This is a genomic window from Variovorax sp. GW531-E2, assembly GCF_059423125.1.
In genome coordinates this window covers 87,462-111,613 of the sequence record NZ_JBWKXQ010000014.1, presented here as the reverse complement: position 1 = coordinate 111,613, position 24,152 = coordinate 87,462, and the positions used below count along the sequence as shown (strand labels likewise).

General features: G+C 67.8%; 24 protein-coding genes and 1 riboswitch. Of the genes, 8 read left to right on the top strand and 16 right to left on the bottom strand.

All coding sequences use genetic code 11. The annotated features are described in order from the left end of the window. Both AC07XP_RS11600 and tsaE read right to left on the bottom strand, forming a co-directional pair. On the bottom strand, positions 1–535 hold a 535-nt coding region (locus AC07XP_RS11600), incomplete at its 3' end, for an AMIN domain-containing protein (protein ID WP_495264739.1). Then, positions 532–1,026 carry a tRNA (adenosine(37)-N6)-threonylcarbamoyltransferase complex ATPase subunit type 1 TsaE gene (gene tsaE, locus AC07XP_RS11595; protein ID WP_056579690.1) on the bottom strand — a complete coding sequence of 165 codons (495 nt, stop codon included), beginning with the start codon at positions 1,024–1,026 and terminating at the stop codon, positions 532–534. The genes AC07XP_RS11600 and tsaE, both read right to left, overlap by 4 nt. Here tsaE and queG point away from each other — a divergent pair. Then, positions 1,012–2,094 carry a tRNA epoxyqueuosine(34) reductase QueG gene (queG, locus tag AC07XP_RS11590; protein WP_495264738.1) on the top strand — a complete coding sequence of 361 codons (1,083 nt, stop codon included), beginning with the start codon at positions 1,012–1,014 and terminating at the stop codon, positions 2,092–2,094. The genes tsaE and queG overlap by 15 nt on opposite strands. On the opposite strand, the gene arsC is transcribed toward queG, so the two are convergent. The 10 genes from arsC to AC07XP_RS11540 form a co-directional block, all read right to left on the bottom strand. Further along, on the bottom strand, positions 2,091–2,471 hold the full coding sequence (gene arsC / locus AC07XP_RS11585; RefSeq protein ID WP_369629441.1) for an arsenate reductase (glutaredoxin): 381 nt from the start codon (positions 2,469–2,471) through the stop codon (positions 2,091–2,093). The genes queG and arsC overlap by 4 nt on opposite strands. 31 nt (positions 2,472–2,502) lie before the next feature. Continuing rightward, positions 2,503–3,204, bottom strand: coding sequence for a glutathione S-transferase family protein (locus AC07XP_RS11580; protein WP_495264737.1), 702 nt, complete (start codon positions 3,202–3,204; stop codon positions 2,503–2,505). A gap of 50 nt (positions 3,205–3,254) precedes the next feature. After that, on the bottom strand, positions 3,255–3,767 hold the full coding sequence (locus tag AC07XP_RS11575) for a 6,7-dimethyl-8-ribityllumazine synthase (RefSeq protein ID WP_495264736.1): 513 nt from the start codon (positions 3,765–3,767) through the stop codon (positions 3,255–3,257). 113 nt (positions 3,768–3,880) lie between these two features. After that, positions 3,881–4,039, bottom strand: a riboswitch (FMN riboswitch). A gap of 97 nt (positions 4,040–4,136) precedes the next feature. Then, positions 4,137–6,317: a TonB-dependent siderophore receptor gene (locus tag AC07XP_RS11570; RefSeq protein ID WP_495264735.1), complete on the bottom strand. Its 2,181-nt coding sequence runs from the start codon at positions 6,315–6,317 to the stop codon at positions 4,137–4,139. Positions 6,318–6,630: 313 nt separating this feature from the next. Then, positions 6,631–7,725 (bottom strand): DNA glycosylase AlkZ-like family protein, encoded by a 1,095-nt coding sequence (locus tag AC07XP_RS11565; protein ID WP_495264734.1) that lies wholly within the window; start codon positions 7,723–7,725, stop codon positions 6,631–6,633. Positions 7,726–7,921: 196 nt separating this feature from the next. Next, positions 7,922–8,800, bottom strand: a complete 879-nt coding sequence (locus AC07XP_RS11560) for a sugar phosphate isomerase/epimerase family protein (protein ID WP_495264733.1) — start codon at positions 8,798–8,800, stop codon at positions 7,922–7,924. Positions 8,801–8,808: 8 nt separating this feature from the next. Beyond that, positions 8,809–9,996 carry a dihydrodipicolinate synthase family protein gene (locus tag AC07XP_RS11555; protein WP_495264732.1) on the bottom strand — a complete coding sequence of 396 codons (1,188 nt, stop codon included), beginning with the start codon at positions 9,994–9,996 and terminating at the stop codon, positions 8,809–8,811. Positions 9,997–10,008: 12 nt separating this feature from the next. Beyond that, a complete protein-coding gene (locus AC07XP_RS11550) occupies positions 10,009–11,184 on the bottom strand; it encodes a Gfo/Idh/MocA family protein (protein ID WP_307589140.1) in 1,176 nt (391 codons plus the stop codon). Positions 11,185–11,312: 128 nt separating this feature from the next. Continuing rightward, positions 11,313–12,296, bottom strand: coding sequence for a tripartite tricarboxylate transporter substrate binding protein (locus tag AC07XP_RS11545; protein ID WP_062473474.1), 984 nt, complete (start codon positions 12,294–12,296; stop codon positions 11,313–11,315). Between the two features lie 155 nt (positions 12,297–12,451). After that, positions 12,452–13,108: a TetR/AcrR family transcriptional regulator gene (locus tag AC07XP_RS11540; RefSeq protein WP_095946946.1), complete on the bottom strand. Its 657-nt coding sequence runs from the start codon at positions 13,106–13,108 to the stop codon at positions 12,452–12,454. A 95-nt stretch (positions 13,109–13,203) separates the two neighbouring features. Here AC07XP_RS11540 and AC07XP_RS11535 point away from each other — a divergent pair, with 95 nt between their 5' ends. Continuing rightward, positions 13,204–14,928, top strand: coding sequence for a thiamine pyrophosphate-binding protein (locus tag AC07XP_RS11535; protein ID WP_495264731.1), 1,725 nt, complete (start codon positions 13,204–13,206; stop codon positions 14,926–14,928). Here AC07XP_RS11535 and AC07XP_RS11530 read toward each other — a convergent pair. Then, positions 14,894–15,187, bottom strand: a complete 294-nt coding sequence (locus AC07XP_RS11530) for a hypothetical protein (protein WP_062473468.1) — start codon at positions 15,185–15,187, stop codon at positions 14,894–14,896. The two genes, AC07XP_RS11535 and AC07XP_RS11530, sit on opposite strands and share 35 nt — an antisense overlap. A 103-nt stretch (positions 15,188–15,290) precedes the next feature. Here AC07XP_RS11530 and AC07XP_RS11525 point away from each other — a divergent pair, with 103 nt between their 5' ends. Continuing rightward, complete coding sequence (locus AC07XP_RS11525; RefSeq protein WP_495264730.1) at positions 15,291–16,070, top strand: helix-turn-helix domain-containing protein; 780 nt, start codon at positions 15,291–15,293, stop codon at positions 16,068–16,070. Positions 16,071–16,110: 40 nt separating this feature from the next. On the opposite strand, the gene AC07XP_RS11520 is transcribed toward AC07XP_RS11525, so the two are convergent. Together AC07XP_RS11520 and AC07XP_RS11515 are read right to left on the bottom strand one after the other, a co-directional pair. Then, a complete protein-coding gene (locus AC07XP_RS11520) occupies positions 16,111–16,554 on the bottom strand; it encodes an SWIB/MDM2 domain-containing protein (protein ID WP_062473465.1) in 444 nt (147 codons plus the stop codon). A gap of 155 nt (positions 16,555–16,709) precedes the next feature. Continuing rightward, a complete protein-coding gene (locus AC07XP_RS11515) occupies positions 16,710–17,639 on the bottom strand; it encodes a DMT family transporter (RefSeq protein ID WP_495264729.1) in 930 nt (309 codons plus the stop codon). Between the two features lie 35 nt (positions 17,640–17,674). Between AC07XP_RS11515 and AC07XP_RS11510 the strand changes: the two genes are divergently transcribed. Both AC07XP_RS11510 and aceA read left to right on the top strand, forming a co-directional pair. Beyond that, positions 17,675–18,067 (top strand): gamma-glutamylcyclotransferase family protein, encoded by a 393-nt coding sequence (locus AC07XP_RS11510; RefSeq protein ID WP_495264728.1) that lies wholly within the window; start codon positions 17,675–17,677, stop codon positions 18,065–18,067. Positions 18,068–18,299: 232 nt separating this feature from the next. Continuing rightward, positions 18,300–19,631, top strand: coding sequence for an isocitrate lyase (aceA, locus tag AC07XP_RS11505; RefSeq protein ID WP_056579731.1), 1,332 nt, complete (start codon positions 18,300–18,302; stop codon positions 19,629–19,631). Positions 19,632–19,729: 98 nt separating this feature from the next. On the opposite strand, the gene AC07XP_RS11500 is transcribed toward aceA, so the two are convergent. Continuing rightward, the gene (locus tag AC07XP_RS11500; RefSeq protein ID WP_495264727.1) at positions 19,730–20,698 is read right to left on the bottom strand and encodes a GlxA family transcriptional regulator; all 969 of its coding nucleotides are present in this window, start codon (positions 20,696–20,698) and stop codon (positions 19,730–19,732) included. Positions 20,699–20,819: 121 nt separating this feature from the next. On the opposite strand from AC07XP_RS11500, the gene AC07XP_RS11495 reads away from it, so the two are divergent. From AC07XP_RS11495 to thrS, 3 genes are all read left to right on the top strand, one after another. Further along, positions 20,820–21,134 (top strand): putative quinol monooxygenase, encoded by a 315-nt coding sequence (locus AC07XP_RS11495; protein ID WP_070061263.1) that lies wholly within the window; start codon positions 20,820–20,822, stop codon positions 21,132–21,134. A 17-nt stretch (positions 21,135–21,151) separates the two neighbouring features. Further along, the gene (locus AC07XP_RS11490; RefSeq protein WP_495264726.1) at positions 21,152–21,949 is read left to right on the top strand and encodes a thioesterase family protein; all 798 of its coding nucleotides are present in this window, start codon (positions 21,152–21,154) and stop codon (positions 21,947–21,949) included. A 216-nt stretch (positions 21,950–22,165) separates the two neighbouring features. Then, the gene (thrS, locus tag AC07XP_RS11485) at positions 22,166–24,073 is read left to right on the top strand and encodes a threonine--tRNA ligase (RefSeq protein WP_062473452.1); all 1,908 of its coding nucleotides are present in this window, start codon (positions 22,166–22,168) and stop codon (positions 24,071–24,073) included. Positions 24,074–24,152: the final 79 nt, after the last annotated feature.

Sequence of the window (24,152 nt, the reverse complement as noted above, 5' to 3'; positions counted from 1 at the left end):
GGGCGGTGGCGACGACCGGGCCGTTGCTGGGGGCGGTGGTGGTGCCGCTGCCGTTCTTGGGCGCATCGCGCAGCCGCTCGGCGATCAGCGCTTCCATCGGGTCGATGGCCTGCTCGGGGTACAGGTCGAGCACCAGCCGGTGCTTGTAGGCGGCCACGGGCGCCAGCGAGAACACCTGCGGACGCACGGTCTGCTTCAGGTCGAACACGATGCGCACCACCTTCGGTGCGTTCTGCCCGATGCGCAGGCCGTTGATGTACGGGTCACCGGGCTTGATCTTGCCGACGAGGTCGCGCAGCTCGGTGTTCAGGTCGATGCCCTCGATGTCCACGGCCAGCCGGGGCGGGCTGCCGACCACCAGCTGCTGCGAGTTGAGGCGGGCGTCGGATTCGATGGTCACGCGGGTGTAGTCGGCGGCGGGCCACACGCGCACGGCGAGGATGCTGGCGCCGCGTGCGATCTGGTGCACGCCCAGCATCAGCGCGATGCTGCCGCCCTGCAGCAGCACGCGCCGTTTCAGGCCGGTCGCCTTCATGCGGCCAGGCACGCCAGCAGATCGCTGCCGCGAGGGGTGTTCGCCAGGAGGGTCACGCTGCGGGTGTCGTCGGTCATTGCTTCTATTTTAATAGCTAGGTCGGCAGGTGGGGTGCGCCCCGCGGCGTTTTCCGGCCACTCGGCCAGCTTGAGGCCCGGGCCCGCGAAGATGTCGCGAAAGCCCGCGTCGTCCCATTCGCGCGGGTCGGCGAAGCGGTAGAAGTCGAAGTGGTAGATGGCCAGCCCGTCGGGCGCCTCGTGCGGCTCGACCACCGCGTAGGTGGGGCTCTTGATGCGCCCGGTGATGCCGAGCGCGCGCAGCAGGTGACGCACGAAGGTGGTCTTGCCGGCGCCCAGGTCGCCCTGCAGCGCGATGAAAGCGTCGCGCAACGCGGGCGATGCGGCGAGCGCGCGCGCCAGCGCGTCGGTGTCGTCTTCGCCCTGCCAGCGCAGGGTGCGCGTTTCTACAATCGGCAAGTGATCGTCAGCCATCCACTCGTTGCTCGTATTCAGGCCTTGGCCCGGGAACTCGGATTCTCCCAAATCGGAATCGCGGGCGTCGATCTGTCGAGCGCCGAGGACGGTCTGATGCAATGGCTGGCCCATGGGTTCCATGGAGAAATGCAATACATGGCAACGCACGGCACCCGCCGCGCGCGGCCCGCGGAGCTGGTGCCGGGCACGGTGAGCGTGATCACCGCGCGCATGGACTACCTGCCGCGCGACACACCGGGCGACTGGCAGGCCGTCGAGTTCGACCGCCTCACGCGGCCCGGCGAGGCCATCGTGTCGGTCTATGCGCGGGGCCGCGACTATCACAAGGTGCTGCGCAACCGCCTGGCCAAACTCGCCGAGAAGATCGCCGAAGAGGTCGGCCCCTTCGGCCACCGCGCCTTCACCGATTCGGCGCCGGTGCTCGAGGCCGAGCTCGCTTCGCGCAGCGGCCAGGGCTGGCGCGGCAAGCACACGCTGGTGCTCGACCGCGATGCGGGCTCGATGTTCTTCCTGGGCGAAATCTACGTCGACATGGCGCTGCCGCCGAGCGAGCCCGTTAGCGCGCACTGCGGCAGCTGCAGCGCCTGCATCGACGTGTGCCCGACGCGCGCCATCGTCGCGCCGCAGCGGCTCGATGCGCGCCGCTGCATCTCGTACCTGACGATCGAGCACGCCGGCGCCATTCCGGTGGAGCTGCGCCCGCTGATGGCCAACCGCATCTACGGCTGCGACGACTGCCAGCTGATCTGCCCCTGGAACAAGTTCGCGAAGAAGAGCACGCTGCCCGACTTCGATGCGCGCGAGGGGCTCACGGGCCGCACGCTGGCCGAGCTGTTCGCGTGGAGCGAAGAAGATTTCCTGCGCCGCACCGAAGGCAGCCCGATCCGCCGCATCGGCCACGAGCGCTGGCTGCGCAACATCGCGGTGGCGCTGGGCAATGCGGTGCGCTCAGGTGAGGGCGGCGCGAAGGAAGCGCTGGCCACGCGCGCCGAACATCCGAGCGAGCTGGTGCGCGAGCATGTCGCGTGGGGGCTGGCGCAGCAGCCCGAAGATCAACCGACTTAAGCGGGAAGAATCTCGCGCACGCGTTCCCAAGGGCGGCACATGAGCGTGCCGCGCGGCGACACGACGATGGGCCGCTGCAACAGGATCGGGTTCGCCACGATCGCGTCGAACAGCTGGTCGTCCGTCAGTTTCTCGTCCGCCAGCTTCAGTTCTTCGTAGGGCGCTTCCTTCGTGCGCAGCAGGTCGCGCGCCGTCAGGCCCATGGCCTTCGCCAGCTCGCGCAGCTTCTTCTTCGAGGGCGGCGTTTCCAGGTACAGGACGATCTCGGGCTCCACGCCGCTTTCGCGGATCAAGCCCAGCACGTTGCGCGACGTGCTGCAGTTGGGCTTGTGGTAGATCGTCATCGGGTAGGCGGTGGTCGGTGTGCGTGCGGTCATGGCGTCGATTATGAGAAGAGACGAACGGGCCTCAGCTTGTCTCTTCGTCCGCATCCATCGAGAACGGAAAGCGCGCCGCCCAGAATGCCGCCAGCCGCGGGTCGGCGTCCACGCGCCGCACCACGCGCGCCATGCGCGGCGCCACGCGGTAGAAGCGCCGGCGGGTCGGCGTCCAGCGCGACACCACGGTCACGTACAGGTCGAGCATGCTGATCTTGTCGCCGAGCAGGTAGGGCGCGGGTTCGTCGATCTGCGTGTCCATGAGGTGCCAGCAGTGCGCGATGCGCGCGGCCGTGCGCTCGAGCACCACGGCCTGCGCGGCGGCATCGGCCGCGAGGCGCGAAGGCTCGTCGCGCACCCAGAACATCGAATAGATCGAGGCCGGCAGGTAGACCATCCAGCGCAGGTACTGCGCGCGGCGCGGGTCGTCGGGCGCGGGGCAAAGCCCGGCCTCGGGATAGCGGTCGCCCAGCCAGATGAGGATGGCCGCGCTCTCGGTCATGACTTCGCCCGAAGGCAGCACGAGCGCGGGCACCTGCTGCATCGGGTTGACGCCGGTCAGCCGCTCGCGCTCGGACTCGCCCTCCCAGGGGGCGATGTCGACCGTGTCGACCTGCGCGCCGATCAGCGTCAGCGCGGCGTGGATGGGCGTGGCGCCCGAGCCGGGCGCCCCATAGAGGGTGTAGCGGTCGGCGGCTGCTGCTGCGACCGCCGGGGCGGATGGAGAGGCCATCCGCGCAGGTTACTGCAGGCGTGCGCCTCTTGCCAACCCGCTCAGGCGGCTCAGGCGGCCAGCAGCGCGTCGACCTTGTCCAGCGCCTCGAGCGTCTTGAAGCAGGCCTCGGCCACTTCCGTGCCCTTGATCGCAAAGTGGCGGTGGAAGTACTTGCGGTGCTCCACGTGCTCGTGGAAGTGGTGCGGCGTGAGCACGGCCGAGAAGATCGGCACGTCGGTCTCCAGCTGCAGCGACATCAGCGTGCTGACGACGGTGTTGGCGACGAACTCGTGGCGGTAGATGCCGCCGTCCACCACCAGCGCGCAGCCGATGATGGCCGCGTACTTGCCCGAGTTGGCCAGGCGCTTGGCGTGCAGCGGAATCTCGAAGGCGCCGGGCACATCGAAGATGTCGATGCGCTCGCGTGCCACGCCCAGGCGCTGCATCTCCTCGAGAAAGGCGTCGCGTGCCTGGTGGACGATGTCGGAATGCCATTGCGCCTCGACGAATGCGATGCGCTGGCCGCGCGGCGAACCCGACGCGGTGACGGCAGAAAGGGGAAGGTCGTTGATCTGACTCATGGTGTGCCTCTTGAAAGCAGGTTTCCTGAATCAGGGCGCACGAAACCACAGGCCCGCTCGCGCGCCGGTTTGCCCACAAAGAGCAAAGCAAGGCGCGCGGGCATGCCCGCATTTCGCGCTCTCTTTCATCCGGACTGTGACCGTCGGCTTCGGAATCGCACCGAAATCTGCTGACCCTCGAACCTGTGGCAGGTCCGAGGCGCTCGCGGGCTTGTGCAACTTTCGTTGCCATCACCGCCGGTGGGGAATTGCACCCCGCCCTGAGAACGCTTGCCGTCCGGCGAACCGGACGACGGCGCGATTCTAGAAGCACGCCGCCGGGCCGGTTGTCGCCCGCGCGCCAGACCTTCGAGCGCGCGGGGATTTGCTTCAGAAGCGGTACGTCGCGCTCGCGGTCAGGGTACGGCGCTGGCCGTAGAAGCAGTCGCCGCGCGCCAGGCAGGTGGTGATCTGCACCTTGTCGGTCAGGTTGGCGACGTTGAGTGCCAGGCGCAGCGGACCGTTGTCCCACGCGAACATCGCATCGAACAGCGTGACCGCGGGCGCGAGGTTGTTGTCCATGCCGTCGTACGACTTGCCCAGGTAGCGCACGCCGCCGCCGGCCGAGAAGCCGTGCAGGCCGCCGATCGAGAAGCGCTTGGTCACCCAGGCCGAGGCCGTGTGCTTGGGCACGCCCGAAATGCGCTTGCCCAGGTCGGAGCCGTTGCTCTTCGACACGCGTGCGTCGGTGTAGGCGTACGAGGCGATCCAGTCCCAGTCGCGTGCGATGCTGCCCTTGTACTCGAGCTCCAGGCCCTTCACGTGCACTTCGCCGAGCTGAACGCTGTTGAGCGGGTTGGTCGGGTCGGGGGTCTTGCGGTTGGTGTCGCGCAGGTCGTACACGGCCGCCATGAACGAGGTGCGCTGGCCCGCGGGCTCCCACTTCACGCCGGCTTCCCACTGCTTGCCGCGCTGCGGCTTGAAGGGGTTGTTCGACGTGTCGACGCCGCCCAGCGGCAGGAACGATTCGGCATAGCTCAGGTACGGCGCCCAGCCGCCGTCGGCCAGGTAGACCAGGCCGGCGCGCTTGGTGGTGGCCTTGTCGTCGGCCGCCGCGGCGGGGCGGCCTTCGGTGTCGGTGGTGGCCTTGTCGTGGCGCAGGCCCAGCAGGCCGATCCAGCGGCCGTACTTGACCTGGTCCTGCACGTACAGGCCGGCCTGCTTCTGCACCACCTCGGGTGCGCGCGTGTAGCTGGTCGGCGCCGTGTAGTTGCCGTACACCGGCGCGTACACGTCGAGCGCGCCCGCACGGCCGCGGCCCGAGAGTTTGGAGGTGGTGTTGCGCTGGAAGTCGGCGCCCAGCAGCAGCGTGTGCTCGACCTCGCCGGTCCTGAAGTGCGCTTCGGCCTGGTTGTCGAGCAGCAGCATCTTGCCGCCGTTGATGTCGCTGCTCAGGTCGCGCTCGATGGTGCGCTGGTCGGCGTTGAACACCGGGCGCGCCGGACGGCCCGTGAGGCGGTTGGCCGTGAAGCTGGTGTACGAGGTGTTGTACCAGACCTTGCTCTCGGTCGAGCGCAGGTTCTGGCGCACCGTCCAGGTGTCGTTGAGGCGGTGGCTGAACAGGTAGCCCAGCGAGGTGCTGCGCGTGTCGAAGCGGTCGAAGCCCGGTTCGCCGGTGAAGGTCGAGGTCGGGATGCGGCCGTACAGCGAGGGCAGCAGCGTGCCCTGCCACGGGAAGAAGCCGATCAGCGAACCGCTCTTGTCCTTCTGGTAGGACGCCTGCAGCGTGAGCGAGGTGTCGGCGTTCGGGCGCCAGGTGAGCGAGGGCGCGATCGCGATGCGGTCGTCCGACACGTGATCGACCTGCGTGCCGCTGTCGCGGTTCACGGCCACGAGGCGGTACATCCACTTGCTCTCGGGATCGAGCGAGCCGGTGAAGTCGGCGGCGATCTGCTTGCGCGCGTTGTTGCCCAGCTGCAGCTGCACCTCGCGCTGCGTCTCGGCCTGCGGGCGCTTCGACACGAGGTTGAGCACGCCGCCGATGCCGCCCTGGCCGTACAGCACCGACGAGGGGCCGCGCAGCAGCTCCACGCGCTCCAGCATGTACGGGTCGGGCCGGCTGGCGTTGTAGGTGCCGTAGGTGCGTTGCAGGCCGTCGAGGTACTGCACGGCGTCGCCGCCGCGGGCCTTGAACGAATCCACGCGGCTGTCGAAGTAGCTCGACACCACGCCGGCCGTGTAGTTGGTGGTCTCGCGCAGGGTGAGCGCGCCCTGGGCTTCGATCTGGTCGCGCGTGACGACCGAGATGGCCTGCGGCGTTTCGATCAGCGGCGTGTCGGTCTTGGTGGCGGTGCTGCCGCGTTTGGCGACGAAGCCTGTCACGGGGCCGGTGGCGGTCTCGCCCGCATCGCCCGAGACGGTGACGGTGGGCAGGGCCTGCCGCGTGTCGGCAGCGGCGGCTTCTTGCGCGTGGGCATGTGCGCTGGCGGCAAGCGCCACGGCGGTGACCGCGAGCGTGGCATAGCCCCGCCGCGCGAGCGGCGTTTTGGGGCGACGATTCTTGAGTGTCATGTGCAGCTTCTCCTGTGTCCTGCGTCAGGTGTGTCTAGGGCGGGGGAGTGGCTGCGGCGCGGTCAGGCGCGCCATGGCTTCTCGGGTGCGATCGGAAAAAACGGAAACGAACGAGCGCGTGCCGTGGCGCATTCCGAAAGGAAAGCGCATCCGGCTTGTGTTGTGTGTCTACGGCGTCGTGGGGGCAGTGGCCGGGGGCGACGACGGGGGTGTCGTCGCTCGGGCTGCTGCGTCTTCGTTCCTTCGAAGACGGCTGGCGGGCTCGCGGCGGGCGCGGGCGGCTGGCTGAGGCGGGCGATTATAAAAGGCAGCGTCAGCGGCCTGCGAGGAACTGCGTCATGCGGTGCAGTTCTTCGTCGAGGCCCGCGCGGAAGGCCGCGCCGTGCGGCTTCTTCGCGTCGGCGTAGCCGAAGGCCGGCTGCAACCGACCTTCCGACGCACTCACGTTGGCCCACCCGATCACGCGGTCGTGCCACAGCATCGGCAGCGCGTAGTAGCCGAACTGCCGTTTCGGCGCGGGCGTGTAGGCCTCGAACTTGTACGTCCAGCCCCACAGCAGCTCGAAGCGGCGGCGGTCCCACACCACCGGGTCGAAGGGCGCGAGCAGCCGCACCGCGTCATCGGGCGCATGACGGCGCGAGACGGGGTTCTCGTCGGCGGGCCAGTACCAGGTGGTGCCGTCGATGCGGCAACTGGCCAGCTCCTCGCGTGCCAGCCGCAGCGCCGCCTGGGTCTGCGCGGCCAGGTGCGGCGCGCCATAGCCGAGCAGGCGCACGAGGTAGGTCAGGCTCGTGGCCGGCAGCGGCGCGTACTTGCGCACCACCAGTTCGATGAGCGCCGCCGCACGCTGCGCGCGCCCTGCAGGGCTGTCGTCGGCGGGCGGATGGCTCACGGCCTCGTAGACCCGCGTGCCGCTGTCGCGCCGCACCACGCGCAGCAGGCCGCGGTAGTGCATGCCGTCGAGCAGGTGCGTGGTGGCATTGCTGGAGCCGCCCCAGTAGTTCTGGATGCGGCCATGCGCGAAGTGCTGCTCGACCTGGCGCGGATGCACCGGGCCGTGCTCGCGCACATAGGCCAGCACGTCGGCGGCCTTGCGGCGCGTGTCGGCGTCCCAGGCTTTGTTGGCCTCGCGCGGATGCATCAGCGCCAGGTGTTCGCGCGGCAGGAAGCCGTAGTTGACGAGGCAGTCCTCCTCGATCGCAAGCCGCGCGTAACGGCTTTCGAGATCGCCCGCGCGGTAGTCCTTCACGCGGTGGCGCAGCGTGAGGTCTTGCGCCCGCGCCGGCGCACGGATCGGGTCGGCCTGCACGAAGCCGAGCTTGCGGATGGCGGCCGGCAGCGTCGTCGGCGTGAAGAGGGTGCGCGCGACGGCGTAGCGGCGCAGGTCGTCGAGGGTGGGGTCAGCCATGGGGCGGATTGCAGCACAGGTGGCTTTCTTGAGCCGTGCTCAGGGTGGTCGTTGATCGGCCGCACACGAGCGGCGTGCCTCGTGCCCAGGCCACTGGGTGCTTCCCGCAGCGAAATCAAGGAGGAGGGCGAAGCCCGGGGGACATTCGCGGAGGGAAGTGCCCGGTGGCCTGGGCACGCGCCCTGAACAGCAGCGTTCAGACGGCAGTCTTGTGCCGCTCGATGCAAACGTCGAGCGTCTCGGCCCCAGGCCGTTGCCACCAGTCCAGGTTCGAAAAAATCTCGACCTCGCTGAACCCCGCAAACCCCGCGTCCTCGACCCACCCGCGAATCTTCTTCAATTCGACGACCCCATCACCCATCATCCCGCGATCGGAGAGCAGGTCGCGCGTCGGCGTGAGCCAGTCGCAGACGTGGTACGCCAGCAGCCGTTCGCGGCCGGCGCGGGCGATCTGCTGTTGCAGCTTCGGGTCCCACCACACGTGGTAGATGTCGAGCGCAACGCCGAGCATGCCGGTCTTGCCCGCATCGAGTTCGTCGCACAGGTCGAGCGCGTGCTCGAGCGTGTTGATGCAGGCGCGGTCGGCAGCCTGCATCGGGTGCAGGGGTTCGATGGCCAGTGGCATGCCGACTTCGCGCGCGTAGTCGAGCGATGCGGCGATGCCGTCGCGCACTTCATTGCGCGCGCGGCTGATGTCCTTGTACGCCGCCTTGCCGTCGAGCGCGCCGGGCAGGGCGCCGACGACCAGCACGAGGCAGGGTGCGTCGAGCGTCTTTGCCTCGTCGATGGCGCGGCGGTTGTCGTCGAGCGCGGCCTTCAGGCCGGCCGCATCGGGCGCCGGAAAGAAGCCGCCGCGGCAGTAGCCCGAGAGGCCGATGCCGTGCGCCTTCAATTGCTTCGCCACCTTGTCGAGCCCGACGGCCGCGACCTGGTCGCGCCATGGGCTGATGGCGCGGATGCCGCGTTCGGCGCACTGGTCGATGAGGCGGTCCAGCGGCACCTCGGCGCCCGACTGCTTGCGGATGGTCGCCGTGTTGATCGACAGCCAGTCGTGGTTCTGCGAGAAATCGCGCATGGGTTCGCTCAGCCTTCCACGCCGTGCAAGGCCAGCAACGTCTTCATACGCCGCACCGCAAGCTCGGGCTGCTCCAGCAGGTTGGCCGCATCGGCCAGCCGGAACAACTCGGCGAAGTGCTGCAGCGAGCGCGTGCTCTGCTGCCCGCCCACCATCGTGAAGTGCTTCTGGTGGCCGTTGAGCCAGGCCATGAACACCACGCCCGTCTTGTAGAAGCGCGTGGGCGCCGCGAAGATGTGGCGCGACAGCGGCACCGTGGGGCCGAGGATCGCGTGGAACTTCTCGCTGTTGCCTTGCGCCAGTGCGCCCAGCGCGGCACTCGCGGCGGGCGCGATGGCGTCGAAGATGCCCAGCAGCGCATCGCTCTTGCCGTGCGTCGGCTCGCTGCCGAAGCCGTCGCCGGCGATCAGTTCGGCGTAGTTGAAGTCGTCGCCCGTGTACATGCGCACACCCTTCGGCAGGCGGCGGCGCATGGCGATTTCCTTGTCCTTGTCGAGCAGCGAGATCTTGATGCCGTCGACCTTCTCTGGATGCGCCGCGATGATGCCCACGGCGGTGTCCATCGCCGCATCGACATCCTTGGTGCCCCAGTAGCCCGCGAGCGCCGGGTCGAACATGTCGCCCAGCCAATGCAGCACCACGGGTTGCTTCGCCTGGCTCAGGATGCGGTCGTACACGCGCTCGTAGTCGGCGGGGCTCTTCGCCACGCGGGCCAGCGCGCGGCTCGCCATCACGATCAGCTTGCCGCCGAGCGCCTCGATGGCGGCCATCTGCTCCTCGTAGCCGCGGATCACGTCGTCGACGCTCTTCACGTCGTCGATGTTGAGGTGGTCGGTGCCGCAGCCCGAGGCGACGAGCGCGCCGGGCACGTCCTTCGCGGCGTCGAGCGAGCGGCGGATCAGTTCGAGCGAGGTGGGCCAGTCGAGGCCCATGCCGCGCTGCGCGGTGTCCATCGCCTCGGCCACGCCCAGGCCCAGCGAGAACAGGTGGCGGCGGTAGGCGATGGTGGTGTCCCAGTCGACCGCGCATTGCAGCCACGGGTCGATGGCGGCGAGCGGGTCGGCGACGACGTGCGCGGCCGAGTAGGCGATGCGGTCGAACTTGACGCCCGCGTCGGGCTTCACCGGCGCGGTGCCGCGCAGGGCGTAGGGCGCGAGCGCGCCGCTCGCGGTGGGGAGGGTCAGCGACAGTGCCATGGCTTTTTTTCTTCAGACCTTCAGCGTGGGCACGTCGATCCAGCGGCGCTCCTGCCACGAGGCGAGCGCGGCCTCGACCAGCTGCACGCCCTTGGCGCCTTCGGGCAGCGTCCACTTGTAGGGCGCGTCTTCCACCACGTGGCGAATGAAGTGTTCCCACTGGATCTTGAAACCGTTGTCGTAGACCTGCGAGTCCGGAATCTCCTGCCACTGGTCGAAGAAGTTCATGGTCTGCTTCTCGTCGGGGTTCCACACCGGGCGCGGCGTGGCCACGCGCGACTGGGCGCGGCAGCTCGACAGGCCCGCCACGGCCGAGCCGTCGGTGCCGTCGACGTGGAAGGTCACGAGATCGTCGCGGCGCACGCGCGTGGCCCAGCTCATGTTGAGTTGCGCGATCACCGGCTCGCCGTTGTGGCCCGTGAGTTCGCAGGTGGCGTAGGCCGCGTCGTCGGCGGTGGCCTCGTAGGGCTTGCCGGCTTCGTCCCAGCGCGTGGGGATGTGGGTGGCGCCGATGCACGACACCGATTTCACCTCGCCGAACAGGTTGTCCAGCACGTAGCGCCAGTGACACATCATGTCCAGGATCATGCCGCCGCCGTCTTCCTTGCGGTAGTTCCAGCTCGGGCGCTGGATGGGCTGCAGGTCGCCCTCGAACACCCAGTAGCCGAATTCCAGGCGCACGCTGAGCATGCGGCCGAAGAAGCCCGCGCGGCGCAGCATGTCGAGCTTGCGCAGGCCGGGCAGGAAGAGCTTGTCCTGCACCGCGCCGTGCTTCAGGCCCGTGGCCTTGCCGGCTTCGTCGGCCAGGCGGGCGATCTCGACGGCTTCGTTGAGGTTGGTAGCGATCGGCTTCTCGCAGTACACGTGCTTGCCGGCGCGGATGGCCTTGGCCAGCAGCGTGGGACGCATCTGCGTGGTGCCGGCGTCGAAGAAGACGGTGTCGTCCTTGTTTGCGAGCGCCTGGTCGAGGTCGGTGCCCCAGCGCGGGATGTTGTGGGCTTTGGCGAGCGCTTCCATCTTCTCGGCGTTGCGGCCGATGAGGATCGGGTCGGGCATGACCTTGTCGCCGTTGGACAGCGTCACGCCGCCCTGGGCGCGGATGGCGCAGATGGAGCGGATCAGGTGCTGGTTCATGCCCATGCGTCCGGTGACGCCGTGCATGATGATTCCGAGACGTTGGATGGCCATCGTGGGTTCCTTGGGGAGATGCGGGGGAAAAAGAAAGGGGCTTCGATCGGCGTGGCGCGTGGCAACGCCGGGGCAGGCCGGGCTGCCCCGCGTGCACGACGCGGCGCGAGACCTCGGCGTGTCTGCTGTTACTGCTGGACCGCGAGGCCGGCGGCCTTCACGAGCTGTGCGTTGCTGGTGATCTCGTCCTTGATGTAGGCGTCGAACTGCTCGGGCTTGAGCGTCCAGGCGTCGGCGCCCAGCTTGAGGAAACGCTCCTTCACCTCGGGCGTGGCCAGGGCCTTGACCACTTCGTCGTGCAGGCGGTTGACGATGTCGCGCGGGGTCTTGGCGGGCGCCATCATGCCGATCCAGAAGTTGAACTCGGAGCCGGGCACGCCGGCCTCGGTGGTGGTGGGCACGTCGGGCAGGGCGGCGGCGCGCTTGGGCGAGCCCACGGCCAGCGCCAGCAGCTGGCCTTCCTTGATCTGGCCGATGACGGGCGCGATGGGCGAGAAGTAGTAGTCGACGCGGCCCGAGAGCACTTCGGTGACGGCCTCGCCCGATCCCTTGAACGGGATGTTGGTCGCGTCGATCTTCGCGGCCATCTTGAACTTCTCGGCGTTCAGGTGCGTGGCGCTGCCCTGGCCGGCCGAGGCGAAGTTCATGCTGCCGGGCTTGGCGCGCGCGGCGGCCAGCAGCTGCGGCAGGGTCTTGATGTTCTTGCTGGGCGAGATGACCAGCGCGTTGGGCAGCGACGAGATCGGCGTGACGCCCGCGAAGTCGTGCACCGTGTCGAAGGGCAGCTTGGCGAAGGTCGACGGGCTCACCGTGTGCGACGACGAATGGATCATCACCGTGTAGCCGTCGGGCGCGGCCGTGGCCACCGCCTGCTGGCCGATGGTGCCGCTGGCGCCGCCGCGGTTCTCGATGATCAGCGCCTGGCCCATGCTGGTGCCCATCTTGTCGGCGATGGCGCGGGCAATGATGTCCGTCGTGCTGCCGGCGGCGAACGGAACGATCACGCGGATCGGCTTGGTGGGGTAGCCGTTCTGCGCTGCGGCCAGGCCCGGCAGCAGGGCGGCCAGGCAGGTCAGCGAGGCCAGGAGGGTGGTGCGTGCAAGTTGCTTCAAGGTTGTCTCCGCGCGGTCGGGCCGCAGTTCTTGAGTCATCAATTCACCATTGAGTGAATTAGTGAATTGTAGGAACGGCTGCGCCGCAGCGTCAACCGACGCTGCTTGGTGAAAACCCGGGGGCGTGGAAAAGGGTGCCTGCAGCGCCCGAAGGCTCAGTGCAGGACGTAGCCCAGCACGAGGTCGGTCATGTGCGAGAGGCGTTGCGCCATCGCCTTGGGGGCACGCAGGTCACGCCCGAAGATGGCCGACAGCGTGTGGTTGTTCGAGAGGTAGAAGTAGCACAGCGAGGCGATCGAGATGTACAGCTGCACCGGGTCGACGCCGGCGCGAAAGAGGTTGTCCTTCTTGCCGCGCTCCAGCACGGTGTCGAGCAGCTGCACCAGCGGCGAGTTCATCTCCTGGATGCGGTCGGAACGCTTCAGGTGCGCCGCGCCGTGCAGGTTCTCGCTGTTGAGCAGCGTGATGAACTCGGGGTGCTCCAGGTAGTAGTGCCAGGTGAACGACACCAGCTGGCGGATCGCCTCGACGGGCTCGATCTCGTCCAGGTGCAGGCGCTGCTCGGCGGCGCGGATGTCGGCGTACACGCGCTCCAGCACGGCCAGGAACAGGTCGTCCTTGCTGCCGAAGTAGTAGTAGATGAGGCGCTTGTTCAGGCCCGCGCGCTCGGCGATGCTGTCCATGCGCGCACCGGCCAGGCCGCGCGCGGCGAACTCGTCGCGCGCCGACGCGAGGATGGCCAGCTGCGAGCGGTCGGCGTCGCGCGAGCGCGGCTCGAGCGTTTCGGGCAAAGAGTCCTTGGGGGCCTTCATGACGCGAATTTAACCAATTGGGGAATTAAGACAAGGCGTGGAAGGCAGGCACACATAATCGCCGGAGACATTTGCAACTGAGGTTCGAACTTTCCATGAGTACATCACAACCCGCGGGCCACCTGATCGTCGAGTGCCTGGTCGAACAAGGCATGCAACTCGCCTTCGGCGTGCCGGGCGAGAGCTTCCTGGCGGTGCTCGACGGCTTCCATGCCTACCGCGACCGCGCACGCTTCGTGGTGAACCGGCAGGAGGGCGGCGCGGCCTTCATGGCCGAGGCGCACGGCAAGCTCACGGGGCGCCCGGGCGTGTGCTTCGTGACGCGCGGGCCGGGCGCGACCAATGCCTCGATCGGCGTGCACAACGCGTTCCAGGACTCGACGCCGATGGTGCTGTTCGTGGGCGACGTCGGCAGCGACTTCCGCGACCGCGAGGCCTTCCAGGAAGTGGACTACGCCAGCTTCTTCGGGCCGAGCACCAAGGGCTTTGCGAAGCGCGTGGAGCGCATCGACGACGCCGACCGCATTCCCGAGTACATCGCGCGCGCCTTCGCCACCGCGATGAACGGCCGGCCGGGCCCGGTCGTGCTGGTGCTGCCCGAGGACATGCTGCGCACCGAGACGGCGGCACGGCCGCTGGCGCGCGTGGAGGCGGTCCAGCCGTGGAGCGACCCGGGCGCGCTGCGCACGCTGCGCGAGCTGCTGCTGAAGTCGCAGCGCCCGCTGCTGATCGCCGGCGGCGGCGGCTGGACGCCGCAGGCCGCGCAGGCGCTGCAGCGCTTCGCCGAGAACTGGCGCCTGCCGGTGGCGAACGCCTTCCGCTTCCAGGACACCTTCGACAACCACCACCCGCAGTACGCGGGCGACGTGGGCATCGCCATCAACCCGAAGCTCGCGCAGCACGTGAAGGACGCCGACCTGGTCCTGGCCATCGGCCCGCGCCTGGGCGAGATGACGACCGGCGGCTACACGCTGCTCGAAGCGCCGAAGGCCAAGCAGACGCTGGTGCACATCCATGCGAGCGCCGAGGAGCTGAACCGCGTCTACCAGGCCGACCTGGCGATCAACGCGGGCATGAGCGCCGCGGCGCGCAGCCTCGAGGTGCTGAGCGCGCCACCTTCGCTGCCGTGGGAAGCCTGGACGCAGCAGCTGCACACGGACTACGAAGCCTGGCTGCAGCCGCAGGCGCTCGCCGGCATGCCGGCCGAGACGCCGCGCGGTGCGGTCGACATGGCGGCCGTGGTGGCGCTGCTGCAGAAGCACCTGCCGGCGGATGCGGCCATCACCAACGGCGCGGGCAACTTCGCGAGCTGGGTGCATCGCTACTTCCGCTACCACGGCCTGGCCAAGGGCGCCAAGACGCAGCTGGCGCCCACCAGCGGGGCGATGGGCTACGGCGTGCCAGCGGGCATTGCCGCGAGCATCGCCACCGGGCGCGTGGCCTTCACCATCGCGGGCGACGGCGACTTCCTGATGAACGGGCAGGAGCTGGCCACGGCCTCGCAGCATGGCGGCAAGAGCATCGTCGTGCTGCTCAACAACGGCATGTTCGGCACGATCCGCATGCACCAGGAGCGCGAGTACCCGGAGCGCACCAGCGGCACCGCGCTGCGCAACCCCGACTTCTGCGCCCTGGCGCGCGCCTACGGCTACGCGGCCGAGCGCGTCACCGAGACGGCGCAGTTCGAAGCCGCGCTGCTGCGCGCTCTGGCGGCCGACACCGGCACGCTGATCGAGATCCCGCTCGACCCCGAAGTGATCACCACGCGCGGCACGCTGGCGTCGATCACGCGCGCGGCGAAGCAGCAGGCGCAGGGCTGAGCGTCACGCGATGGCGGGCCACCTCGTCGCGCAGCGCGGGCGAGCGCAGTTCGAAGACGTCGAACAGGCCGAGCGCGTCGAGCGTGGGAATCAGCGCCGCGAGGTCGTCGCGGGCGACGCGGCGTTCGTCGGCCGTGGCGTTCGGGTCTTCGAGCACGCGCGCATTGGCGAGGAAGGCGCCGACCGAGCCCTTGCGCACGGTGTGGCCGTCGATGACGGTGAAGTCCTGTCCGTCGGGAATGATGTCTTGCGCTTTCATGGTGGTTCCTTGGTGAGTCGGGTGGAGATGCATCCGATGCTAGGCAGCAGGGCGGTGCTCGGCTTGCGGCGCGGGGCCAATCGATACCGTCTGCGGGCCAACCATGGCGGCTGAGTCGATTGCAACGCTCTGGCGCTACGCGCACGAAGCGCCGCGCGTCACGGGCTACCACGCGCACGCGACCGGCCAGCTGTTCGCACTGCGCGAAGGCCTGCAGGTCATCGAGACGCCCGCGGGGCGCTGGGTGCAGCCGCCGGGATGGATCGGCTGGATCGCACCGCGTTGCGCCCATGCCGCGCAGAGCTTCGGTGCCACGTCGGGGTGGAGCCTGCACATCGATGCGTCGGCCGCGGAGGCGCTGCCGGATGGGCCGCATGTCTTTGCCGCCACGCCGCTGGTGCGGGAGCTGGTGACGCGGCTGATGTCGATGGACCCATCCGACGCACTGCAGGAGCCCCGCCGCGCGCGATTGGTGGGTGTGCTGGTCGACGAGTTGGCGGCCGGCGGGCGCGAGTCGCTGCACCTGCCCATGCCGCAGGACCCGCGGCTGGTGGCGATGGCGCGTGCGCTGGCAGACGATCCGGCGCTGGCCGACGGCATCGACGACTGGGCGGATCGCATCGGCATGGCCCGGCGCACGCTCACGCGCCGCTTCGCCGCAGAGACCGGACTGAGCTTCACGCAATGGCGCCAGCAGGCGCGTTTGCTGAAGGCCGTGGAGTTGCTGAGCCTGCGCGAGCCGGTGACGGCGGTGGCGCTGACGGTGGGCTACAGCTCGGTGAGCGCCTTCATCGAGGCCTTCCGCAAGCACTTCGGCTGCACGCCCGCGCGCTTCTTCGAGGCGGGTGAGGGCTTGCTGCAGGCGAAAAAAAAGCCCGCATGACGCGGGCTTTTTGACTCAGGAGCACGAGGCCCCCGAACGCTTACTTGACGTGCTTGCCAATCAGCGCAGCCAGTTCGAACATCGAAACCTGGGCCTTGCCGAAGATTTCCTTCAGCTTGGCGTCGGCGTTGATGTTGCGCTTGTTGGCCTTGTCTTGCAGGTTGTTCTTCTTGATGTAGTCCCACAGCTTGCTCACCACAGCGGTGCGCGGCAGAGGCGTCGAACCGACCACAGCGGCCAGTGCCGGGCTGGGGGTCAGGGCCTTCATGAACGCAGCGTTGGGGGTGCGCTTCTTGGCGGGAGCGGCCTTCTTTGCAGGAGCCTTCTTCGCCGGTGCAGCCTTCTTTGCAGGAGCAGCCTTCTTGGCGGGCGCCGCTGCCTTCTTGGCCGGTGCGGCCTTCTTTGCAGGAGCCGCAGCCTTCTTTGCGGGAGCGGCCTTCTTTGCCGGAGCTTTCTTGGCCGGAGCCTTCTTTGCAGTTGCCATGGTTGATTTCCTTTTTTGGTTGAACGTTCACCAATGAAAAACTTGCGTCTCCAGTGGCAATGCGGATGCTAAATGAGAAAAAACGCGTTTCCAAGGGAAAAAGCGCTTTTTTCATTGGGAGCTGTTGTTTTTTCAGAGGGGAGAAGGGGCGTTGTTCACGTTCGTCGCCCCGGCCACGTCGCCAGCACCACGCCCACGAGGGCGATCGCGAACGCAAGCAGCTGCGGCGAAGTGAGGTTTTCCCCCAGCACAAGCACGCCCACGAGGGCCGCGCTGACGGGCAGCAAGACAGTGAAGACACCCGCTTGTGCCGCTGGTACGTGGCGAAGTCCGGTCATCCACAGCCACACGGTCCAGATGCTGGCGGCCAGCGCGTAGGCCACGAGCAGCGCCCAGGTGCCGAAGCGCACGGCGGTGAAGTCGAACTGCAGCGCGAACCAGATGCCGAAGGGCATCGACAGCACGAAGCCCCACAGGTTGATGAGCGACGCGATGCGCTTGGGCCCCAGCTTGCCGGTGAGCGACTTGCCGATCACCGCATAGGCGGCTTCGCAGAGCACCGCGCAGAACACGAGCAGGTTGCCCAGCCATGGCATCGACGACGCGCCGGCCGCGCTGCCGGTGGCGGGCGGTGCATGCGTCGGCGTGAAAGCGAGCAGGCCGATGCCGAGCGCGGCGCAGCCGATGGCCAGCCCGATGCGCGCCGTGATGCGCTCGCGCAGGAAGAGCCAGCTCGCCACCGCGACCACGGCGGGGATCGACGCCATGATCACGCCCGCCGACACGGCGCTCGTGAGGCTCACGCCGAACAGCATGCAGATCGAGAACAGGAAGTTGCCGAGGAAGGACTCGAGGAACACGAGCCCGCGCGTGCGTGCGCTCATGGGCGGCTCGTCGGGCGTGGGTTGGAGCCAATGCGGCATGGCGAGTGCCGCGATGCCGAAGCGCAGCCACGCCAGCAGCAGCACGGGGAAGGCTGCCACCAGCGGCTTGGAGAGGGCGACGTAGATGCCGACGAGCGACATGCTCAAGGCCAGGCAGCCGTAGGCCACGAGGCGGCCGGAGGTGGAAGCGGCGGGGTTCAATAGACTGGGCGCTGGTTGTTGATCGGATGGATTCGATGATGCCCCACGTTCTTGTCTACGGCACGCTGCGGCGCGGCGGGCGCAACGACATCACGCGCTACCGGCCGGCGCCGGTGTTCGTCGGCGAGGCCGTCATCGCGGGCACGCTGTATGACCTGGGCGCGTACCCGGGCGTGGTGCTTGGCGGCGCGGGCCGCGTGAGGGGCGAGGTCTATCGCATCGCGCCGCAGGTCGAGCGCGAACTCGACCGGCTCGAGGAAGTGGCCGACGACGATTCGGGCGAGTACATCCGGCGCCGCGTGCGCGTGGCGGTGGGCGCGCAATCGATCGACTGCCTGGTCTACGAGATCCATCCGACGCGCATCGCGGGCCGCCATGTGATCGACAGCGGCGACTGGATCGCGCATGCGGCGGGCGCCGCGGGATAGGCGTGGTTTTCACAACCGAAAGAGTGATTCCGCATCGCGAAAATCTGAACTGCTGCGCCGCAATATTTTTTCTCGATATGAGAAAAATAATTTCTCATTGAGAAATATCTCCGTAAGTTGTTGATTTTGTTGGTTCAAAAATATGTCTTCTATAAGACATAAGAGTCCGCAATCGGATTACAGTAACCCCACGGCCGCAACGCCAACCTTCAATCAACCTCACGGAGTGACCATGCCCCAGACCCTGAACGAACAACTGAGCCGCGAACAGCAAATTGCCGCCCTCGAAAAGGACTGGGCCACCAACCCGCGCTGGAAGGGCGTGAAGCGCGGCTACAGCGCGGCCGACGTGGTTCGCCTGCGCGGTTCGCTCCCCATCGAGCACACGCTGGCCAAGCGCGGCGCTGAAAAGCTCTGGGCCAAGATCAACGGCGGTGCCAAGAAGGGCTACGTGAACGCCTTCGGCGCGATCTCCGCCGGCCAGGCCATGCAGCAAGCCAAGGCCGGCCTGGAAGCCGTGTACCTGTCGGGCTGGCAGGTCGCCGCCGACGGCAACACCTCGGAAACGATGTACCCCGACCAGTCGCTGTACGCCTACGACTCGGTGCCGACGATGGTCCGTCGCATCAACAACACCTTCAAGCGCGCCGACGAAATCCAGTGGGGCCGTGGCATCAACCCGGGCGACAAGGAGTTCATCGACTACTTCCTGCCGATCGTCGCGGACGCGGAAGCCGGCTTCGGCGGCGTGCTGAACGCCTTCGAACTGATGAAGAACATGATCGCGTCGGGCGCTGCCGGCGTGCACTTCGAAGACCAGCTGGCGGCTGTCAAGAAGTGCGGCCACATGGGCGGCAAGGTGCTCGTGCCGACGCAGGAAGCCTGCGAGAAGCTGATCTCGGCGCGTTTCGCCGCCGACGTCATGGGCGTGTCGACCATCGTCCTGGCCCGCACCGATGCGGAAGCCGCGAACCTGATCACGTCCGACCACGACGCCAACGACAAGCCTTTCCTGACCGGCGAGCGCACGCAAGAAGGCTTCTACCGCGTCAAGAACGGCCTGGAGCAAGCCATCAGCCGCGGCGTCGCCTACGCCCCGTACGCCGACCTGGTGTGGTGCGAAACCGGCGTGCCGGACATCGGCTTCGCCCGTGAATTCGCGCAAGCCGTGCACGCCGCCTGCCCCGGCAAGCTGCTGTCGTACAACTGCTCGCCGTCGTTCAACTGGAAGAAGAACCTGGACGACAAGCAGATCGCCTCGTTCCAGGAAGACCTGTCGGCACTGGGCTACAAGTACCAGTTCATCACGCTGGCCGGCATCCACATCAACTGGTTCAACACCTTCCAGTTCGCCCACGCGTATGCCAACGGCGAAGGCATGAAGCACTACGTCAACATGGTGCAGGAACCCGAGTTCGCCGCACGCGACAAGGGCTACACCTTCGTGTCGCACCAGCAGGAAGTCGGCGCCGGCTACTTCGACGACGTGACCACCGTGATCCAGGGCGGCTCGTCCAGCGTGAAGGCGCTGACCGGTTCGACCGAAGAAGAACAGTTCCACTGAGCTGCCTTCGCTGATCGCTGAGTGACGGCGCGTTGCGCTGTCGCCCCCCAAGCCCGGCCTCGTGCCGGGCTTTTTCGTGGGCGCTCGACGGGCCAGGCTCAGGTTTCGAGCCGCACCTCGCGCACGCCGCGCCCCAGCCGCTGGCGCAGCAGCGTGCGCAAGGTGACGCCGTCCGCGTAGCCGACCATGCCCGCGATCTGCTCGAGGCTCTTGTTGCTGGTCTTGAGCAGGTGCACGGCGCGTTCGACGCGCAGGTCCTGCACGTACGACAGCGGGCTCTTGCCCAGCACCTGCTGCATGCGCCGGGCCAGCGTGCGCTTGCTGGTGCCCGCGGCCTGCGCCGCTTCGTCGAGCGAGAAACCCTCGGCCAGCCGGCCGCGCGCCCAGCGCTCGAAGCGCTCCACCAGCGGGTCGGCGTGCGAGAGGTGGTCGGAGATCACGTAGGCCGACTGCGAGGGGCGCGAGTCCACGATGAGGTAGCGCGCGACCAGCGCCGCGAGTTCCGGGCTGGCCTGGCGCACCAGCCACAGCGCCATGTCGACGTGGCTCAGCGCCGCGCCCGCCGTGACGAGCGGCCCCGAGCTGACCAGCATGCGCGAATCGTCGAGCAGCACCGCCGGATAGCGCTGCCGGAAGAGGGTGGCCAGCCACCAGGTGGTGGTCGCTTTGTGGCCCGCGAGCACGCCGGCTTCCGCCAGCACGAAGGTGCCGATGCACGCGGCGGCGATGCAGCCGCCGTCTTCGGCGCGCGCGCGCAGTGCCGCGCAGGCATCGCGGACGTCGGCGCGTTGCAGGGCGGGCTCCAGCGTCTCGGGCATCTTGCAGCCGAGCGCTGGGACGACCAGCCAGTCGGTGGCGGCGCCGGTGTCGGCCAGCGTGTGCGTCACCGGCACGGTGAAACCCTGGGCGGTGCGCACGCGCTTGCGGGTGCCCACGATGGTGACGTCGAAAGGTGCCACGTCGAGCTGCAGCATGGCGGCGAGTTCGTTCGCGGTGGTGAAGACGTCGAGCACCGTGGCCAGGCCGGAGTCGAACACGCCGTCGAGGGCGAGGACATCGAGTTTCATGGCAATAACGATACCAAAGATGTCAAAAGAGCCAATGGTCCAGAAGGCGGGGCTTGCCTAGAGTCCATGCCAGCGCCGCGCAATCCCGTGCGCCGTTGTTGTCCACCCCAGGAGATGTCCCATGATCAAGTTCGCACTGTTCGCCCGCCTTGAAGCCAAGCCCGGCAAGGAAGCCGCCGTCCAGCAATTCCTCGAGGCCGGCCTGGCCATGGCGCGCGAGGAAAAGACCACGCCGATCTGGTTTGCGCTGCGGCTGTCGCCCAGCACCTTCGGCGTGTTCGATGCGTTCGAGGACGAGGCCGGCCGCCAGGCCCACCTGACCGGCCCGATCGCCCAGGCCCTGATGGCGCAGGCGCCCGAGCTGTTCGCCGGGCCGCCCTCGATCGAGCCGATCGAGGTGCTGGGCCTCAAGAACGTGGCGGCCGCGGCGTCGTGAGCGTGCAGGTGCAGCCCATGACGACGCCCGTCGGCGACCCGGTGTTCGTCAGCGATGGCGAACGCTTCGTGCCCACCGAGGCGGCCATCGGCCCGTGGTCCGCCGACGCCCTGCAGGGCAGCGCGACTGCTGCCTTGCTCGTGCGCGCGCTCCAGGCGCACGAGGTGAGCCGCAGCCGCGAGGTGGCGCGGTTGAGCTTCGATTTCTGGCGCCCGGCAAGCCGGGCACCGATCACGCTCGAATTCACGCTGCTGCGCGACGGCGCCAAGGCGCGCACGGTGGCGTTCGACATGCTCCAGGACGGCAAGTCGGTGTTGCGGTGTACCGCCTTGCTGCTGCGCAGCGGGCAGACGCCCGCGCTGCCGGCCGCCGACGCCTTCGCCGCCGCGACATTCGCACCGCCGGAAGAGGGCGTGCCCATTCCCGTGGCGGCGTCCCGCATGAGCCCGTTCTTTGCCGGCGTGGACGTGCGCATGGCGCGCGGGCAGATCCTCGAGCCCGGCCCGGCCGCCGCATGGTTGCGCCTGGGCCGACCGCTGGTCGACGCCGAGGCCGCATCGCCGCTGGCCCAGGTGGCCTCGGCGGCCGATCTCGTGGCGGGCATCTCGCAGTGGGCGCATCCGGCGCGGCTGGGCTTCGTCAATGCCGACCTGACGATCAACCTGCGGCGCGCGCCGCGCGGCGACTGGATGCTGGTCGATGCCCTCACGCTTGCGGGCCCGATGGGCACGGGCTATGCCGTCGGGCAGCTGCACGACCGCGACGGGCCGGTCGGGCAGTGCGTTTCCAGCCTCCTGTTCGAGGCGCGCGGCTGAAGCGGGCAGCGGCTAGAATCGCCCACTCTGCACTCAACAAGAGCGAGAAAGGCACCTTGGTTATGACACCGCGAACTACCCCGCAAGGATTCAGCGGCTTTTTCTTCTTCGAAGGAAAGGGCCGGTAGCCCCGCGCTCGCTGGTTTTTCCAGCGCACCAACCAAGCAAAGCGCGGCATCCACCGCGCTTTTTTGTTTTTCTCCCCGAGGTTTTCACATGATCCAGATCACGCTCCCCGACAACTCGCGCCGCGAGTTCCCCGGCCCGGTTTCGGTGGCCGAAGTGGCCCAGTCCATCGGTCCCGGCCTCGCCAAGATGACGGTGGCCGGCAAGATCGACGGCAAGCTCGTCGATGCCAGCGACGTCATCGACCGCGATGCCAGGCTGCAGATCATCACGCCCAAGGACGACGAGGGCCTGGAGATCATTCGCCACTCGACGGCCCACCTGGTCGGCCATGCGGTGAAGCAGCTGTACCCGACGGCCAAGATGGTCATCGGGCCGGTGATCGACGAAGGCTTCTACTACGACATCTCGTTCGAGCGGCCCTTCACGCCCGAGGACATGGCCGCCATCGAGGCGCGCATGCGCGAGCTGATCGCGCAGGACTACGACGTGATCAAGAAGATGACGCCGCGCGCGGAAGTCATCGAGGTCTTCAAGTCGCGCGGCGAGGACTACAAGCTGCGCCTGGTCGAAGACATGCCCGACGAGCAGGCCATGGGCCTGTACTACCACCAGGAATACGTCGACATGTGCCGCGGCCCGCACGTGCCGAACACGCGCTTCCTGAAGGTCTTCAAGCTCACGAAGCTGGCCGGTGCCTACTGGCGCGGCGACGCCAAGAACGAGCAGCTGCAGCGCATCTACGGCACGGCCTGGGCCGACAAGAAGCAGCTGGACCAGTACATCCAGCGCATCGAGGAAGCCGAGAAGCGCGACCACCGCAAGCTGGGCAAGGAACTCGACCTGTTCCACATCGACGAAGTGGCGCCGGGCGTGGTGTTCTGGCACCCCAAGGGCTGGGCGGTCTGGCAGCAGGTCGAGCAGTACATGCGCGGCATCTACCGCGACACGGGCTACTGGGAAGTGAAGGGCCCTCAGATTCTCGACAAGAGCCTGTGGGAGAAGACGGGCCACTGGCAGAACTACCGTGACAACATGTTCACGACGGAGTCGGAGAAGCGCGAGTACGCGCTCAAGCCGATGAACTGCCCGGGCCACGTGCTGATCTTCAAGAGCGACCTGCGCAGCTACCGCGACCTGCCGCTGCGCTACGGCGAGTTCGGCCAATGCCACCGCAACGAACCCAGCGGCGCGCTGCACGGCATCATGCGCGTGCGCGGCTTCACGCAGGACGACGGCCACATCTTCTGCACGGAAGACCAGATCCTCGACGAATGCATCGCCTATACGGCGCAGCTGCAGAAGGTCTATGCCGACTTCGGCTTCACGGACATCCTCTACAAGGTCGCGACGCGGCCCGAAAACCGCGTCGGCTCCGACGAGCTGTGGGACAAGGCCGAGCACGCGGTGATGGAATCGCTGCGCCGTTCGGGTGTGGACTTCGTCATTTCGCCCGGCGACGGCGCCTTCTACGGCCCGAAGATCGAGTACACGCTGCGCGACGCCATCGGCCGTCACTGGCAGTGCGGCACGATGCAGGTCGACTTCAACACGGCCGAGCGACTGGGCGGGGAGTACGTCACGGAATCGAGCGGTCGGGCCCACCCGGTGATGCTGCACCGCGCCATCGTCGGCAGCCTCGAGCGCTTCATCGGCATGCTCATCGAACACCACTCCGGCGCCATGCCCGCATGGCTCGCTCCGGTGCAGGTGGCGGTGCTCAATATCAGCGAAGGACAGGCCGACTACGCTGCGCAAGTTGCGAAAACGCTGCAAAATCAAGGGCTTAGGGTCCAGCTCGACCTGCACAACGAAAAGATTACGTATAAAATACGGAAGCATTCGTTGCAAAAGCTCCCTTACATCCTCGTCGTGGGTGACAAGGAAAAGGAAGCAGGTGCCGTCGCAGTGCGCGCCCGGGGCAATCAAGACCTCGGTGCAATGTCCCTCGAATCGTTCACGCAACGGCTCGTCCAGGACGTTGCTGACAAGCGTTGATTTGTCTCTGAAACACCCCATATGTTTCTCTGCCATCTCGTGCCGCCTGTCCGCGAAGACTGAGCGGCGATCGCTACAG

What these genes read in the sequence shown, in the direction of transcription:
- tsaE (WP_056579690.1), bottom strand. Translation starts at nt 1,026, where the DNA reads ATGGCTGACGATCACTTGCCGATTGTAGAAACGCGCACCCTGCGCTGG.
- arsC (WP_369629441.1), bottom strand. Translation starts at nt 2,471, where the DNA reads ATGACCGCACGCACACCGACCACCGCCTACCCGATGACGATCTACCAC.
- AC07XP_RS11580 (WP_495264737.1), bottom strand. Translation starts at nt 3,204, where the DNA reads ATGGCCTCTCCATCCGCCCCGGCGGTCGCAGCAGCAGCCGCCGACCGC.
- AC07XP_RS11575 (WP_495264736.1), bottom strand. Translation starts at nt 3,767, where the DNA reads ATGAGTCAGATCAACGACCTTCCCCTTTCTGCCGTCACCGCGTCGGGT.
- AC07XP_RS11570 (WP_495264735.1), bottom strand. Translation starts at nt 6,317, where the DNA reads ATGACACTCAAGAATCGTCGCCCCAAAACGCCGCTCGCGCGGCGGGGC.
- AC07XP_RS11565 (WP_495264734.1), bottom strand. Translation starts at nt 7,725, where the DNA reads ATGGCTGACCCCACCCTCGACGACCTGCGCCGCTACGCCGTCGCGCGC.
- AC07XP_RS11560 (WP_495264733.1), bottom strand. Translation starts at nt 8,800, where the DNA reads ATGCGCGATTTCTCGCAGAACCACGACTGGCTGTCGATCAACACGGCG.
- AC07XP_RS11555 (WP_495264732.1), bottom strand. Translation starts at nt 9,996, where the DNA reads ATGGCACTGTCGCTGACCCTCCCCACCGCGAGCGGCGCGCTCGCGCCC.
- AC07XP_RS11550 (WP_307589140.1), bottom strand. Translation starts at nt 11,184, where the DNA reads ATGGCCATCCAACGTCTCGGAATCATCATGCACGGCGTCACCGGACGC.
- AC07XP_RS11540 (WP_095946946.1), bottom strand. Translation starts at nt 13,108, where the DNA reads ATGAAGGCCCCCAAGGACTCTTTGCCCGAAACGCTCGAGCCGCGCTCG.
- AC07XP_RS11535 (WP_495264731.1), top strand. Translation starts at nt 13,204, where the DNA reads ATGAGTACATCACAACCCGCGGGCCACCTGATCGTCGAGTGCCTGGTC.
- AC07XP_RS11530 (WP_062473468.1), bottom strand. Translation starts at nt 15,187, where the DNA reads ATGAAAGCGCAAGACATCATTCCCGACGGACAGGACTTCACCGTCATC.
- AC07XP_RS11525 (WP_495264730.1), top strand. Translation starts at nt 15,291, where the DNA reads ATGGCGGCTGAGTCGATTGCAACGCTCTGGCGCTACGCGCACGAAGCG.
- AC07XP_RS11520 (WP_062473465.1), bottom strand. Translation starts at nt 16,554, where the DNA reads ATGGCAACTGCAAAGAAGGCTCCGGCCAAGAAAGCTCCGGCAAAGAAG.
- AC07XP_RS11510 (WP_495264728.1), top strand. Translation starts at nt 17,675, where the DNA reads ATGATGCCCCACGTTCTTGTCTACGGCACGCTGCGGCGCGGCGGGCGC.
- aceA (WP_056579731.1), top strand. Translation starts at nt 18,300, where the DNA reads ATGCCCCAGACCCTGAACGAACAACTGAGCCGCGAACAGCAAATTGCC.
- AC07XP_RS11500 (WP_495264727.1), bottom strand. Translation starts at nt 20,698, where the DNA reads ATGAAACTCGATGTCCTCGCCCTCGACGGCGTGTTCGACTCCGGCCTG.
- AC07XP_RS11495 (WP_070061263.1), top strand. Translation starts at nt 20,820, where the DNA reads ATGATCAAGTTCGCACTGTTCGCCCGCCTTGAAGCCAAGCCCGGCAAG.
- AC07XP_RS11490 (WP_495264726.1), top strand. Translation starts at nt 21,152, where the DNA reads ATGACGACGCCCGTCGGCGACCCGGTGTTCGTCAGCGATGGCGAACGC.
- thrS (WP_062473452.1), top strand. Translation starts at nt 22,166, where the DNA reads ATGATCCAGATCACGCTCCCCGACAACTCGCGCCGCGAGTTCCCCGGC.